The sequence below is a fragment of the Herbivorax alkaliphila genome (assembly GCF_030848475.1).
Lineage (GTDB): Bacteria > Bacillota > Clostridia > Acetivibrionales > Acetivibrionaceae > Herbivorax.
The window spans coordinates 1-16439 of sequence record NZ_JAVDDS010000017.1; the positions used below are offsets into that span (position 1 = coordinate 1).

A 16439-nucleotide genomic window follows, 5' to 3' on the forward strand; every position below is an offset into this window, starting at 1 on the left:
ATCTTCAGTAAACTCTGCATACACCGTCGCTGACATCACCAAAGTAAACACCATGGCAAGTGTAAGCAATATTGATAAAAATTTTCCTTTACCTATCATTGAATAATTCCTCCTTTTAACCTTTTTATGTACTATAAACATCATCTGTTATGACATTAACAGCACTTAATAAAACTGCTTTTGTTGGTTCCTAAATAGCTTATAAACCTGCTATTGTTAATACTTCTTCCAATCTCATCAACTATAGAAAGATAACTAAGCTGTAATATTACTAGATGAAATTGATGCATTAACAATTACTTCTTTTATTGTCCTATCACTACTTCATAATCTGTATCACCAATTTCAACTGTCAATCTTTCTGCATCACTTAATACTGCTGTTGCAACTACTATTTCACCATCAGTTGTTGATGCTAATTCACTTCCATCAAACTTAAGTGTAAAATCAGATATTGTATCACCACCAAGTTCTACTGTTACAACTGAAGTTGGTAATGCACCTTGTGCTTGTGGTGTGTGAGAAATAACAGCTTCATCTGGTACAGTGCCTACAAATACTGGTTGTCCATCTTTTTGCAATTCTATTGTATTGTCAATGTTGTATCCATATCCTTGAGCTGTAATATGCAATGCTCCATATGGTAAACCTTCTTGAACCGTCCCTTCTACAACTATCTCACCTGATTCATTTGTAGTTCCTGTGTACGCTAGAAAATCATCTTCCTCTGTCATAGTATCCAGTATTTTAAGATCAGATGCCCATGGCCCATCTTCACCGCCACTTTCACCTACAAAAATCGGCATACAAATAACCACATCTGTATTTACTGGAAATCCACTAATTGTAAATGAAATTGTATCTCCAGCTTCATAATAATTTTGGGATAAGTCTGCCACACTCAATACAACTTCTTCCCATTGAGCAAATAATATCATATTGCTATCTACCTCTGTAGAGTCTGTAAATTCAGTTCCTTCTCCATCAGAATCAGTATTCCATCCTTCAAATGTATAACCAAGTCTAGTTGGAGTATCTGGAAGAGATTGTACAGTTTTGCCATGTACAACTGTCACTCTTCTTTGCTCTTCAGAAATCATGTTTCCACCATTGCTGCTAAATCTAACTGTATATGATCTAGGTGACATTGTAACTGTTTCTTCTGAAGCCCCTTCAGTTATTGTTCCTGTAGTGCTTTCATAACCGCTCTTATAAACATCATAGTCATATGTTCCATCTGTCAATTCAATATCTGCTTTTCCGTCTGAGTCAGTTGTTGCTAATTCTCCGTCAATGTTTACAGTTGCTCCTTCAATTGGATCGTCTTCATCATCCATTACAGTAAACTCAACTTCTCTAATGTCAATTTCGTCTATTTCTACACCTGTGGCTTTTGTTGTCTCAGAAACTGTGGCCTCAGAACTTGTAGCCCGTTGAATGTTTGCGTTTACATTAAATGTTGTTATATTTGAATTGCCCAAAGCTTCTATCCTTGATCCTTCTGCTGTTTCTGATACTTCTACAGTCGTTACTGTAGTTCTTCTCATTGAAGTCCTTACTCCTGGAGTATTTACATTCATGCTTCCTAAATTGGAATCTCTTATCCTGATTGACTCACTTCCACCTCCATCAATTGTAAGTCCATCAAAATTAGTATCTGCTGCCGTAAAGTTGTCTATTCCTTCTGCCAAAGTAACTTCATCATTTACGTCCACATTTTCAACAATTACTGAGTCTCCTTCTACATTCAAATCACCATCTATAGTAACATCATATAAAGCTATACCGTCTGCTTCTATAGTTAAATCACCATCTATTGTAGCATCATTTCCTATTATTGTCTGCCATGCAACAGAAGCTGTAAAGTTGCCATCATAATTAGATCCATCAAGGGTAATCAATGATATGCTATCATCTTCAAGAGCTTCACTTAATCCTGCACTGTCTGAAGGCTCTGCTTCACTATTTGGATTCCATACAATTTCAAGCTCTGCTATGTCTGAATCATCCATGCCATCTTTGATTGCAACAGCTTTAATTGTAATGGAACCTCCACCTGAACCCTCTGGATTAGATACCTCAAATACTCCCTCGTAACGAGTATCATCCGCACTTGGCTCACTTCCATCAACTGTGTAATATATAGAAACATCATCTGTCGCACTCTCCATCATTACCAAAACGTCATCCTCATAATATACTCCATCAACATTCTCAGGTTCTGTTTCAATAATAATATCATCAATCGTTGGTGTTGGTGTTGGTGATGTTTCTGATGCTGTTCTGCTTCCGCTTGGAGATGTAGTTGTAGTTTCCTCTTCATCGTCTGAAGCATCTGCTAATGTAACTCCATCTTTTAATACCAATTCCTCTGGCTGGGTTTCAAAAGATACTCCACTTACATTAACTTCTGCATTTTTAATTGTACCTTCACCTCTAATAGCTACAATAGCATTTGCTTTTAGGTTGTTTACAACAACGTTTTCTGCAATGTTAACTTCAGCGGCTGCTCTTATATCAAGAGTTTCTACTGTGCCTTCCTCAAAGCTTACTTCAGAATCTGAATTAACATTTACTTCGTTGAAGTTACCCTTTAATCCAATTGCTGCCTTTGAAGCTTCTTCTGCTATGTCTATTTTCTTAAACCCTTGTCCAGTAAGTTCTTTTGTTTCAACCCTTGCACCAGATTTTAATGTTAAGTTTTCTACATCTGTACTGCCTTGTGCTTCAACTCTTATCTGTCCATTCTTTTTCTGAACTACTGTATTTGAAAGGTTAGAATCCTTAATCACTATAGAATCCTGACCTCCACCGGCAATAAGTGTATCTCCTTTAACTGTAACGTTATCAAGATTTACATCTCCTTCGCCAATACCTTCTGTCAAATATAATATGCCTTCAACTATTGTATTACTGAGATTAACATTAGATGTGCTTACTATTAGATTTCCTTCGATTGTCCCTGTTCCTGTTTGAGGTCCACTATTCCCTGCAACATTAACTACTTCTGTAGCAACATTGTTAAACATTGCCACCGTCTCTGCTCTTCTTATAGGATTTCCTGATCTGATGGTGTCATCTTCATAACCACTGATATATCCTTCTTCCACTGCAGTAGCTACAAAGCCTCTGCTCCAATCTGCAATATCTTCACTATCAGCAAATCCTGCTAGTGATACCGTACTATTTGACTGTTCTCGCCTTAATATGTTACATACTATTGCCATTGCTTCTTCGCGAGTAATAGGGTTATTAGGTCTCATTGTGCCATCTTCGTAGCCTGATATGTAGCCTATTTCACTGGCTTTGGCTATTTCCTCATAAAACCAGTCTTCTGAATTTACATCGTTAAAGGATGTTATACCCACATCTTTGTAACCAAATAAACTGTTAGCAATAGTTACAAATTCAGCACGGGTAATGTTTGAATCAGGCCTAAAGGTGTCATCATCGTAACCTGTAATAAACCCCCTCTCTATCCAGTTTTGAATTTCACTTTCTGCCCAGTGACCTACAATATCACCTGGATTTTGTGCGGATAAGCCTGCGACGTTTATGCCGCACATCATAAATATCATTGCCGCACATGTAAAAATAGCTAAGGTCTTTCTCATTTTTCTGTGCAAAATAAATCGCTCCTTTCATGTGTTTTAATGTCTTGCTTTTTAGTTTATTTCAACTACACTTTTAAACATAAGTTCAAAATACATTCTTTATTGTCTATATTTACAAATACAAAAACACTAAGAGCTAAAGCATCAAATTATATGACTCCCCGATATTAAATTTTTAAAATACTATGAATTTACTATAAAAAACTTAGAACCGCTATTATAATAGCTCAACATTGCTATTAATATAGCCTAGAAATGTTTTAATAAGATAACGCAAGATTAAAATCCCTTCTTCCAAGTAGTTTTTGTAGATTTAAACTGCTAGTCCCCACAGTTTAAGGGATACTTCCTTTACGTTCCAAAAAAATTACTCAAATTTTTATTGAGTATTTACATTATATAAACTATTAGAAATAAAGTCAATGTTTTTTTTATACTTTTTTTGTATTAAAATTTAAATGCTATTTTAAAGCATATTTCGAACACTTTCGTAACACAATTGTAATAAATTACTCTTTATCTTTTATTTTCAGACGATATTTACGTCTTTTTTCTGCCTCTTTGTAAATTATTCCCTCTTGCTCTGTCTTTAAAATCAGTGGCGGAACCTCTGATGGGTTTCCATCATCGTCTAAAGCTACAAAAGTTATAAAGGCTCTGTTTGTAAGCATGGTGCTCCCTGTTTTTATATTTTCAGCATAAACTTTTACGCACACTTCCATAGAAGTTCTACCCACCCAAGTAAGCCTTGCATTTAACATTACCACTTCTCCTAATCGTACAGGATGCCTAAAATCAAGGCTGTCCAATGCTACAGTTGCAACCACCTTATTAGAATGTCTTGATGCCGCCATAGCACCTGCAATATCAATCCAATGCATCAACTTTCCACCTAACAGGTTTCCCAAAAGATTGGTGTGGTTAGGAAGTATTAGTTCTGTCATTTGAACTTCAGACTCATTTGCAGTCTTCCCCTTACTGTTTTCTTTATATTCATTTGAAATTTGGCTCATTTATCATTCTCCTTAATATATAATTTCTTGTATTTATAATACTACAATTTCATTAACCTCTATATAATTTTTCCCTTTATCTTATTCTAAGACTCCACCTAAAGCCTCTATGTTTAGCTTTAGATAAACGAGTTCATTTTATATATTGTATCAAAAAAACGGCAATTCTTTGCCGTTTAAAATCTAAAATACATATTTAATTAGAAACTCCATCATCAAGATAGTGTTATTCCAACAGAATTTATCAAGTAATTAAGTCTCTCACTATCTAACCCATCATTTATTTTAATACCATTTATACTAAGCAATCCTACAGTATATACTGGAATCTGAAGTACACTTTCTAAATATCTACTAAGACCTTTAAGCTGAGAACCTCCACCTATAATATAAGCCTTCCCGACTTTTTCTCCAAAACATCTCTTTTCATAAAACTCAAAACACTGAAATATCTGCTTTACTATTTCATCAATAACAGATTTTATGCTGTTATGAATTAATTCCTGCTCTTCGCTAGAGTTTAAATCTAAAGACTTTAACCCTTGAATTTTTTTAAGTCTTTCTGCGTCAACCAGCCTTTTATTTGCGTTCTCTGCAATAACTTCATCTAAATTACTGCTTCCTTTTAATATAACTTTGTTAAATTCTAAAACTCTGTCTTTTAATATATTAACTATTGTTGTTTCAGAACCAAAATCTAAAACAGCAAATGTACTCTGATCAAGCTTCCCATATCTATTTTTCTTAAACCATGTATCACTTTCAGAAATTACTATATCCCTGTTGAAAAACTTTGCCGCACTATTAGCAGGGATATCTACTGATATAGGTTTTAACCCCAACTCAACCAATATATCTATATAACTCTTTATAATACTCTTTAAAACAGCAGTAACAAAAACCTTAACTTTAGGAACTCCATCATCTTTTATGTCTTTTAAAACTTTGTAATCAATTTTGTGAGCATCCAAGTCTATAGGCATGCTTTGAGAAATAGTCATTTTCACGGTATTATCTAAGCTTTCACCAGGAATATTCTCAACCAAGAAAACACGCGAAATAATGTTGGTACCAGACATTACTATTTTAGCATTCTTTGTCCTCACACCAATATCTTTCATAACTCGCTTTATTTCATTGGTAACAGCACGAACATCTCGAATAGCACCATTTTTGATTGAATCCTTAGGTGTAGAAGCTATACCAAAATTTTTTATAAAAACCTCATTATTTTTGCCTGTTTCCACCTCTACAATTTTTATGTTTCTAAAGCCAATGTCAATACTTAAAAGGTTGTTTTTTAAGAAAGGTATAGTCACCATTGTATTACTCCTTAAGTATTATAAATTTTTATCCAATCTTGTTCCTATATATTATATCTTATCATCCATGAATTTTAAAATCAATAATTTTAATTGAACTTACATATAAAAATAATACAAAACAAGTTTTTTTGAATTTTCTTACTTACAAAGTTAGTTTTAGTTTCTTTATATTTATAATATCATCCTCTTTCAAATATTCATACAATAATCTTATTATTTCCTCTTTAGAGTTTGATTTAAATATTTTATCCTTTAGACCAGCGGACTTATACATACCTTTTAAGTACCAGGCAATATGTTTTCTCATTTCCCTAATAGCTGTATATTCTCCTTTATATTCAGTCATCATATTGAAATGCTTGATTATCATAGATACTTTTTCTTCATAACTAACATCATTAACTGAATGTTTTAACATATTTTTAAAAATCCACGGATTGCCCTGTGCACCTCTTCCAACCATCACAGCATCACAATTAGTTTGATAGAGCATATTTTTTACGTCTTCAGATGTTAAAACATCCCCATTTCCTATTACTGGTACGTCCACAGCTTTTTTTACTTCTCTTATTATTTCCCAGTCTGCCTTGCCCTTATAAAATTGTTCCCTAGTTCTGCCATGAACGGTAACAGCTTTAGCTCCATTTTCTTCAGCAATTTTTGCAATTTCAACAGCATTTACTTTTGTATCGTCCCATCCTTTACGAATCTTAACAGTTATCGGTTTTTCAGATGCTTTTGAAACTTCTTTCACAATATCGCCTACCAATGAAGGCTGAAGCATCAATGCACTCCCTTCTCCATTTTTAGTTATTTTAGGAGTGGGACATCCCATATTTATATCAATTATACATGCATTGCTCTCATTTAAACGCTCTGTAACCTTTGACATAATTTTAGGATCTGAACCAAATATCTGAATAGCACAAGGCTCTTCAGATTTATCGATAAAGGTAAGTTTTTTTGTTTTTTCATCTTTATAATAAAGCCCCTTTGCACTAACCATTTCAGTGTACACAAGACCGCAACCCTGTTCTTTACACAAAACGCGAAATGGCATATCTGTCACTCCTGCCATCGGGGCTAAAAAAACATTGTTTTTAAAATTAATATCTCCAATACGCATGTCATTCCTCCACATTATATTTTATCACATTAATCTCTCAAAAATAATATTTTTTAAATATTTTTTTAGATGTTCAGACAAGGAAGCACATTGAACTCGTTTAGCTAAAGCTAAATATCAAATCTTCAGGTGGAGACTCAACGCTACCTGAAGATTTATAAGAGCAACTCACATTATAGAAAGTGGCGTCTTAGAACAAGATAAAAAAATTTGTTTACAAATTATTCACAATATTTATGGTATAATATTATATTATAAAAGATACTCTGGGGGTAACAATCTATGAACAAAGTACTTAAAGAAATACTCAGCTGGACACTCCACATAATTATAGCAGTTATATGCGGACTTGCAATAAACATTTTTGTTCTTCAACCAACACAAGTTCAGGGAATATCCATGGAATCTACATTGACACAAAACGACAGAGTAATAATAAACAAGCTTATGCATACTTTCAATCGTGAACCTGATTATGGTGATATTGTTGTTATTGATAGTCGTGTAGAAAGACCACGCTCAATAAAAGATGATGTTATGGATAGCCTTAAGTATAATGCTATTTCGTACCTTTTAACAGGAGAACAGGAAGAAATACTCTGGATTAAAAGAATTATAGCAAAAGAAGGCGATACCTTAGAATTTAAGGATGGAGATCTCATTAGAAATGGTGAAGTGTTAGAAGAGACATATATCAATGAGCCTATGCATCAATCACAAGCGAATTGGGAAGTTACAGTACCGGAAGATCATGTTTTTGTTATGGGTGATAATCGCAATCACAGTAAAGACAGCAGAAAAATTGGAACTGTTCCCCTAAATCATGTACTTGGCAAATACCTTTTTAAGTTTTAATAGATTTTGCTTGCTTATTCTAAAAAAGTATTAGGACTCCCATGGGAGTCCTAATACTTTTTTAGAATATAAAACTTTATAAAAAAACAGTCCTATTTATTCTCCATACAGACTGTTAAACATAGAATCTTTTCCTGTGTACTTTTTAAAAGACAGGTTTATCAAAGACTTTTCTTGGTTTTCTTCAATAAGTTTCATTGCTTCATCTACCTTAAAAAAATTTTCATTTTCTTTTTGGGATTTCATTATGTACCACGTTGTTTTGTTACAGAATGGGTTTTGACGTGAATCTGGACAGTACTCATAATTTGTGTGACCTGCAGTTGAAACAAACTCGGCCGAAACACCGGACTCTTCTTCTACCTTCTTTTTTACAACCTCATTGGAAAGTTCCCCGTCACTAATTTTACCTCTAGGCAGCATCCATTTGTCTTTTTCATTTTTTTCAAGAAGAACCTTATCCCCTGAGAATACTACTCCGCCAGCATAATTCCTAACAATCATAACCAAAAACCCCTTTCGTATTAAACTTGATAATTTATACCATCTTCCTAAGGAATAACGGACTCAAAACCTTTTTCAGGAAGAATTAGTTCGCATTTATCATTTCTTACGTTGGGCTGTTATTTTGAAATGTATATATAAATGTCTTATATATATTATAATACTACAAGGGCTAATTTTATTCAATTATTATGGAAAAAAAGAAAAAACTATTTTTAAATAAATAAGTTTATATACAATTGTCACTTACAGTACTTTTTTATAGTACCAATTTTACTAGTTTTCACCCTAGCAAAAATTTCTGTACCTTCTTCTCTGTGCTCTTTTTTTAGTATTTCCCCGTTTTGATGCAAATAAGAAATCACCCAGCCTTCACTATATGGAACAAACAACTCTGCCTCAGTTTCATTTTGAGGGAGTATTTCCAATATACCTTCTACCAGCTCATCAATACCTTCACCGCTGGTTGCAGAAATTTCAAAACACTTTCCATTTCTGTTTACTACTCCAGGTCTTGAATGATTAGAAACCAAATCTATTTTATTAAATACCATAATAACAGGCTTGTCTAAAGCTTCTAAGTCCTTTAAAATATTATTTGCAACCTGAACCTGTTCCTCTGTTTCCTGACTTGATATATCCACTACATGAATAAGTACATCTGCATAAACTGCTTCCTCTAATGTAGATTTAAATGCCTCTACAAGGTCATGGGGCAATTTTCTTATAAAACCTACTGTGTCAATAAGCAATGCATGCTTTCCCTCTCCTAGTTCCAATTTCCTTGTAGTAGGATCTAATGTTGCAAAAAGTTTGTCTTCAGAAAAAACATCTGCGTCACATAACTTGTTCATAAGCGTTGACTTGCCGGCATTAGTATAACCTACCAATGCAATGACAGGCACATCACTGTCATTTCTAGAAACTCTTAAAGAGTTTCTTCTTTTTTCTATTTGTTCTAATTGTGAATTTAAATACTTTATTCTCCTTCTTATATGTCTTCTGTCAGTTTCAAGCTTCTTTTCTCCAGGCCCTCTTGTACCTATACCGCCTCCCAGTCTTGAAAGCTGCTTACCCATTCCTGCAAGTCTTGAAATTCTATATTTTAACTGAGCCAATTCCACTTGAAGCTTACCTTCTTTAGATCTGGCTCTTTGAGAAAATATATCAAGAATTAAGCTGGTTCTGTCAATCACTTTTACCCCAACTATTTTTTCTATATTTCTTATCTGTGCTCCTGAAAGTTCATCATCAAAAATAATTAAATTAGCATCGAGAGCCTGAGACATCATTCTTACTTCTTCAACCTTTCCCTTGCCTACATAAAAGGCTGCATGCCTTTTTTGCCTTACCTGAATTACTTTTTCCAGCACAACTGCACCAGCAGTGGCTGCAAGCTCTCCTAACTCATCTAATGACCTTTCGTTATAGCTCATCCCATCAATTTTATCTTTTGGTGAACTTTCCATTCCTACAAGAATGGCTCTTTCACTTTCAATGTTGTTTTTATGAAGCCAATTCTTTTTTTGTCTGTCGGTTTCAAATATATTGTCTTGATGATTAATACTTCCACCCCTATTCTTTTTTTATATTACTTTACCATTTTATCCCCATAAATTCCACCTGTGCTTTAAACTCCAGTAGAGCCAAAGCCTCCTCCACGATTAGTTCCTATTTCTTTTACAGAGTTTACCCTAGTAAATTTAATTCGTGGAACAACCTGAAGTACTATCTGAGCTATTCTATCACCTTTTTTTATCTTATATATTCCCTTTTTGTTTTCCTTGCTGTCAATTTCAATTACAGAATGCTCTGTCTTTTCTGACGTATTGCTCATTATTATCCCAAGCTCATCTCTGTATCCACTGTCAATAGTCCCTGGTGAATTAGATATCCTCAATGGAGTCTTGTAAGATATTCCACTTCTTGGTCTAACCTGTATCTCATACCCCTTTGGTATAGCCATTTTAATTCCCGTAGGAACTATTGCCGTTTGCCCCGGCTCTATTAAAACATCCTCTGCCGCATAAACATCCATCCCTGAATCGCCTTCATTTGCATAAGTTGGAACTATTGCATCTTCCCTACAAACTTCTAGGTATATCTCTACATTACTCAAAAAAACCCCTCCTAATATTAAACTCCTTTTAAAAAATGTCCTTTTGTGAATCCATTTTCTTTTATCTTTTTTATTAAAGACTCATTCTTTGACAATGCACTATCCTTATTTTTAATAATATCTCTATACATATTTACAATACTTTTTATATCTGAAGGCTCCTCATCTGTAAAAGAAAGCCTTAACATATCAATTGACTCTATTTTATCAATATTTTCAGTACAAAGTAAAACCTTTGAGTTAAAAATTGTAGTCCTACAATCTATATTATCAAGCATAACAGGAAAATTCATGCCTTTTCTGTCTTTTAAATAAAGTTTTTCTTCTCTGCATCCACTTTTGCAACCTTTTACAGCATTTAAAGAACAGTGCTGACTTGTCATAACAGGTATTCTCCCATACACTAAAACTTCTTTTTGAAAATCTTTAAGATCTCTAAGATTTTTTATTTGATTTAAATTCATCTCATAAGAGAGCGTTGCACCTGAAAACCCTAACTCTTTTAATGTACAAATTGAACTGCTGTTAAAGACATTTAAAGAGTAATCGCCTATCACTTTTATATTTTCTATCCTCTTTAAAGCCCCTATATTTCCTGTAAGGAAACCATCCACACCACTATCCACTATAGAATCTAGTCTTGACTTTAAAAGCTTTTGATAATTCCCCCGTATTATTGGAGGAATGCTTATAAAAACTTCCGGTACTCTTTTTTTTATATAAGAAATCATCTTTAGTTTTTTTTCATCTCTAAACATTTTAATGGGAAGATACACTCTATCTGCATCAACACAGTAGTAATTAGCATCTTTATCTGATTTATAAAAATACACAGCTATGCCAGAACTTTTGTATTTATAAGCTTTTTCTTCCCCTTCACATGAAAGATTATCAATTTTTTTTAAAAGCACTCTTTTATATTTATCCGCCCTGCAAGTCTCTAAACCTTCTAAAACTTTTCTTCTCAATCTGTTTATTTCGCTTACAGGCAGTGAAACATTTTCATGTAAATTAATATTTATTTTCTTAAATTCAAAAGGCGTTCCCCCTGTTTTTTCTGCCTGCTCTATTATTCTTTCTTTTGTAAGGGAACGGTTAATTGCTCTCTCAGCAGTTTTTGTACTCTTTTCTGTAAATTTATTACCTGAATAATCTTTTACAGTAAAAACTGCTGGCTCTTTATAGAAAATATCAATCTCACCTTCTATAGGAATTTTTTTTATCAGTTTTCCTGTAAAAGTTTCTGTTGCCCGTCTGTTTAATTCACTGCTAGATGTCTTATAAACTTTATCTCCCTTTGAAATTTTTCCTTTAATATCAGCTATTGATGCCACTTCCCCTGCTTTGCAGTTTCTAACATTTCTTTTTTTAGATTTTATTAATGTGACAACAGTACCCGGACTTTTATCTTCCCCATTCCATACCTCAATTCCATCTCCAATTGACAACTCTTCTTTTAACTTTAACGTAACTGCCTTTAAATGTCTGTCATAAGAGATTACATCTCCAAGATATATTCCCCAGTTTTTTGGTTTTTCAAAGCACATCATGCTTTTTCCAGTTTTTTCTTTTAGATGCCCTTGGGTAAAGCCGCCTCTATTAAAAATCTGAGTTAAATCTTTCATATCATTTTTATCTACACATTCTTTATAATTTTTTTCCCCTTCCAAAATTTTATTTAGATATTTTCTGTAGACTCTAACAGCAACAGCAACATATTCAGGGCTTTTCATTCTACCCTCTATTTTAAGGGATTTCACCCCTGTATCAACCATTTCATTTAAAATATATAATGAGCATAAATCCTTAGGACTTAATAAATATGACTTTTCTAAAACTTTTTCATTTTCATCAAACAATTGATACATAAGTCTACAAGGCTGAGCACACTTTCCTCTGTTTCCACTCCTGCCTCCGATAACACTGCTCATAAGACATTGTCCTGAATAGGAAATACAAAGAGCACCATGTACAAATACTTCTGTTTCAATTGTAGTATTTTTTGAAATATTGGCTATTTCACCAAGTGATAGTTCTCTTGCAAGAACAACTCTATTAAAGTCCAAATCTTCAAGAACTTTGACAGCTTCTAGACTGGATATTGTCATTTGAGTACTTCCATGTAGATGTAATTTGGGGAAAAACTTTTTAACTTCTCTTGCAAATCCTAAGTCCTGTACAATAACCCCGTCAATACCTGCATAGTAGACCTCATTTAAAAATTCAAGGGCACTTTTTAGTTCTTTATCTGATATAAGGGTGTTCATAGTAAGATATACATTCACATTTCTTATGTGAGCATATTTTATAGATTGAATTAACTTATCTTTATCAAAATTAGCTGCAAGCTGCCTTGCACTAAAATCCTTCCCTCCAAGATAAACTGCATCTGCACCATTTTCAACAGCTGCCAAAAATGACTGCCAGCTTCCACAGGGTGCAAGGAGCTCAACATTACTTTTTTCTTGCATAACTACTCCCTTTTCTCTCTTTTTAATGCATTCCTGACTTCATTTAGCTCTGCCTCTCTCTTTGCAAGTTGCAATTGATAATTGGTATTCTTATTCTCTAAAACTGCATTCTCATTAGAAAGACTGGTGTTTTCATCTTTAAGTTTTTGAGCTTCTTCTCGCAGGTTGTTTAACTCTTCACTTAAAGTATCAATACTTTCTCGTGACTTAAAATAGTCATCTGCTACATTTACAGCTGTTAAAACAGATGCCATAGAGGTACTGAGCTTGCTATTCTGTTTCATTATTGTATTGAGCTTTTTGTCGATATAGAGAGCAACCCTTTGTATATACTCTTCTGATTCAATTCCTACAAGGGTATAATCTCTGCCCGCTATTCTAACATTTACCTTGTTTTTGTCTGACACAGATACCAGCTCCTTTTTGCAAATTAACTCCTCAAATTTATAAGGGAGTTTTTATATTCTAACATTTCTCATAAAAAAGACACATTTTTTAATATTATACTATATTTCGTCATAAAAATCATTCACAATTTATATTTTTTTAATTTTATCTTTAATTTTTTTGTTTTAAAACTTTAAAATAGAAAAAGGAGAATGATAATTATACCATCCCCTTTTTTATAGCCTTTTACTTCTAAATCTGGAGAGGGATCCATTTGTCAATCCCCAGTATAAAAAATTTATAAAATTAAAATTTTCATAAATTTATATACTTCCAGCTAAAAAAGAAAAGGGGGCAATTTGCCCCCTTATTTCTTTTTATTAATTAATCTATAAAGCTAATTTCTAATATGTGTCTTGACAATAAAGCGTAGTCTGTAGTGTCAATGTTTCCGTCTCCATTAATGTCTGCTGCATCTAAATCTGCACCTGGAACAGGTATATCAAGTATAAGTCTTGACAACATTGTTGCGTCTGTTGAGTCAATAACTCCATCTCCATTAATGTCACCAAGCATAAAGTCAGTGTCGTCATCATCATCGTCATCGCCATTAACTATAGGAGCTTGTGTGTATGTCTCTTCTGGGAAGAACTCTGCCATTGTACCAAATGCGATTGCAACATCACACTGTGCCCAATAACGGTGGAAGTATACTTCTGGATCTTCGCCAGCTTCATAAGCTGATCTGATTGTGTCATACATAGGATCGTCATAGTAGTTTGAACGGATATCAATGAATGTTACCCCTGGCTCAATTACATCACCATTAGGCATTGTTCCACTCCATCCTGCTGGAACGTCTATCTCTTGGAAGAACTGGTGGAAGTCTCCACGTAGTTCAGGAGCCATAACTCCTCTGTCTGTACGATATAACGTCCAAAGACCATCTAACATATCTTTAGCAAGGTCTAAAGCCTCTTGCGCTTGTGGAGTAAGTGAACCAGTGTTCTCTCGTACACCTGCTGCATATGTAATAAGACAACTTGCAAGTGAACCTGTAACACCAAGGTCTTGACCTTTTGATTCAATTATTACGTTAAGTCCGCTATTAGCTGATCTGCTTCCAGTCCATGTATCTGGTTGTCCTTCCCAATCTATTCCTGATGGAACGTGGAAAAGTCCAGTATCTTCATCAATATCAACTACATCTAGAACCCAAGGTACCCAGTTATCAAGCAAGTCTGCTGCCATTTGGTTTCCTGACTCAAGATATAAGTCAACTATACGGTGCATTGACCATGCCTGCATACCAAACCAAGTGTTACTTCCTGGATCTTTGTAAACAGGATTTTCTTCATATATCATGTCATAGAATGTTGCTGCACCAGCTGGGTAGTTTTCATATCTACCTCTCCATGAGTTTGTAACACCACCAGCTATTGCTCCTTCTGATGATTGCAACCAAGTGTATAATTCAAGCTGTCTTTCCAAACTTGTTTCCCAGTCTCTAACAGCATTTGGTGATTGAGGTGTGAAATCATCTTGAGTTGACATTATCCATGCAAGGAATGGACTTTGGTATCCAAAGTGAGAGTGACTACAGCCAATTTTCCAAGCCCAGTCATACTCTATTCCGCCACCCCATGATGTATACCATGCCAATAGGTAGTGAGCACTGTTATAACCTGTACCAGGTACTGGATCTCCACTAGCACCTGAACCTATTTCATAGAAATACTTATCAAAGAAATTGTTTCTTGTATAGTCTCCCATTTGTGTTGCAAGTTGAACTGTATTTGAAATATCTCCTTGATTTCCTTGCTCTTGAGCCCATTTGTTAGCCCAGTATACACCTTGGATAGCACGAGCTTCAGCGTCAGGTGCATTTGTAAAACGCCACTGTGTTGAATATTCGTCGTCTCCTGTATATAGGTCAAGGAATCCATTTGGTCCACCATATTCAAATTCTTCTATTGATGGATGAGGGATTGTCTTCCATGTTGACTCATACTCTCCTCTTTGGAAAGTGTTAATGAATGTAGCTTCATCACCATCTCCAAATCCATACCAGTTATCAACGTCCATTAGCCAATGCATAAGGTACATGCTTGGACTGTAAGTACTTGACAACTCGTCATGTATAGGGTCAACTCCTACAGCTCTTCCAAATTCCAAATCAGATGGATATTCACTAGGGTCGTCAAGCTCATCTGCATAAGTAGCAGGTTCCTGTGGATTATAGTTTGTCATACCAGCAAGCTGAATGCTATCATCAGGAACTAAATACTCAACAACATCCCATGATTCATTGAAAGGTGCCCAATCTTCTGTTATCCTTCCATAAATTGCTTCTAGCCAAACGTAGTAACTTAATGCTTCACTTGTTGTAACATGTCCAAAGTCAGGTGCCTCTGCCATCATTGTTTCAAGTGCGTGATAAGGAATTCCCTCTCTAGGACTATAATAGCCACTGCTTTCAATGTCATCGTAAAGCTCTAGAAAAAGATCCTCATATGAAGTTCCTGTTGGTGTGTGGTCATAAGGTAAGTGTTCTGATGTCCTCATAATTTCTGCAAATGATGTAAGTGGCATCATAACACTAACAACCATAATTACTGCTAGTAAAATAGACATTTTTCTTTTAACCATTCTCTCTTCTTCCCCTTTCATTTATACATGTTTATTTTTTAAGTTATACGATGATACAATGCAGTCTACCCACAATTAAACCATTCCCCCTTTTTGCAGATATTATTTTCTGCATCAATCTCATCATAAAACTAAGCTAAACCAAACATTCCAAATTTATTTTACTAATTAAGTTAGAGAAAATTCTAATTCTCTCACTTTTAAATTTCACTATTTTCCCAAAACTCCAAGGCACTATAACTCTTGCTTTTATGCCTTACACTTTATTTAGCAACATTAAAGTAAAAATCCAGCATTGTTACATAAAAATACAGTGTGTAACAAAAACATCAATATTAAAGTCTACATGAAACATCAAAGATTATAAATATGGAAC

General features: G+C 34.3%; 11 protein-coding genes. 1 reads left to right on the plus strand and 10 read right to left on the minus strand.

Annotated features, from left to right (window positions below; genetic code table 11):
- Positions 1–305: 305 nt before the first annotated feature.
- The 4 genes from RBH29_RS07870 to dusB form a co-directional block, all read right to left on the minus strand.
- Positions 306–3626 carry an S-layer homology domain-containing protein gene (locus RBH29_RS07870; protein WP_306696232.1) on the minus strand — a complete coding sequence of 1107 codons (3321 nt, stop codon included), beginning with the start codon at positions 3624–3626 and terminating at the stop codon, positions 306–308.
- A gap of 497 nt (positions 3627–4123) precedes the next feature.
- Positions 4124–4627 (minus strand): acyl-CoA thioesterase, encoded by a 504-nt coding sequence (locus tag RBH29_RS07875; RefSeq protein WP_306696233.1) that lies wholly within the window; start codon positions 4625–4627, stop codon positions 4124–4126.
- 215 nt (positions 4628–4842) lie between these two features.
- Entirely contained in the window at positions 4843–5949 is a 1107-nt protein-coding gene (pilM, locus tag RBH29_RS07880; RefSeq protein WP_306696234.1) for a pilus assembly protein PilM, read from the minus strand.
- 145 nt (positions 5950–6094) lie between these two features.
- On the minus strand, positions 6095–7078 hold the full coding sequence (gene dusB, locus RBH29_RS07885; RefSeq protein ID WP_306696235.1) for a tRNA dihydrouridine synthase DusB: 984 nt from the start codon (positions 7076–7078) through the stop codon (positions 6095–6097).
- A 282-nt stretch (positions 7079–7360) separates the two neighbouring features.
- Here dusB and lepB point away from each other — a divergent pair, with 282 nt between their 5' ends.
- Entirely contained in the window at positions 7361–7933 is a 573-nt protein-coding gene (gene lepB / locus RBH29_RS07890; RefSeq protein WP_306696236.1) for a signal peptidase I, read from the plus strand.
- A gap of 96 nt (positions 7934–8029) precedes the next feature.
- Here the strand turns inward: lepB and RBH29_RS07895 are convergent, their stop codons facing one another.
- From RBH29_RS07895 to RBH29_RS07920, 6 genes are all read right to left on the minus strand, one after another.
- Positions 8030–8437, minus strand: a complete 408-nt coding sequence (locus RBH29_RS07895; protein ID WP_306696237.1) for an NUDIX domain-containing protein — start codon at positions 8435–8437, stop codon at positions 8030–8032.
- A 242-nt stretch (positions 8438–8679) separates the two neighbouring features.
- Complete coding sequence (gene hflX / locus RBH29_RS07900) at positions 8680–10002, minus strand: GTPase HflX (protein WP_306696294.1); 1323 nt, start codon at positions 10000–10002, stop codon at positions 8680–8682.
- Positions 10003–10067: 65 nt separating this feature from the next.
- A complete protein-coding gene (gene dut, locus RBH29_RS07905; protein WP_306696238.1) occupies positions 10068–10556 on the minus strand; it encodes a dUTP diphosphatase in 489 nt (162 codons plus the stop codon).
- A gap of 17 nt (positions 10557–10573) precedes the next feature.
- Positions 10574–13027 (minus strand): DUF3656 domain-containing U32 family peptidase, encoded by a 2454-nt coding sequence (locus RBH29_RS07910; RefSeq protein WP_306696239.1) that lies wholly within the window; start codon positions 13025–13027, stop codon positions 10574–10576.
- A 2-nt stretch (positions 13028–13029) separates the two neighbouring features.
- Positions 13030–13434 carry a cell division protein ZapA gene (locus RBH29_RS07915; RefSeq protein WP_306696240.1) on the minus strand — a complete coding sequence of 135 codons (405 nt, stop codon included), beginning with the start codon at positions 13432–13434 and terminating at the stop codon, positions 13030–13032.
- 364 nt (positions 13435–13798) lie between these two features.
- On the minus strand, positions 13799–16063 hold the full coding sequence (locus RBH29_RS07920; protein WP_306696241.1) for a glycoside hydrolase family 48 protein: 2265 nt from the start codon (positions 16061–16063) through the stop codon (positions 13799–13801).
- Positions 16064–16439 lie beyond the last annotated feature (376 nt).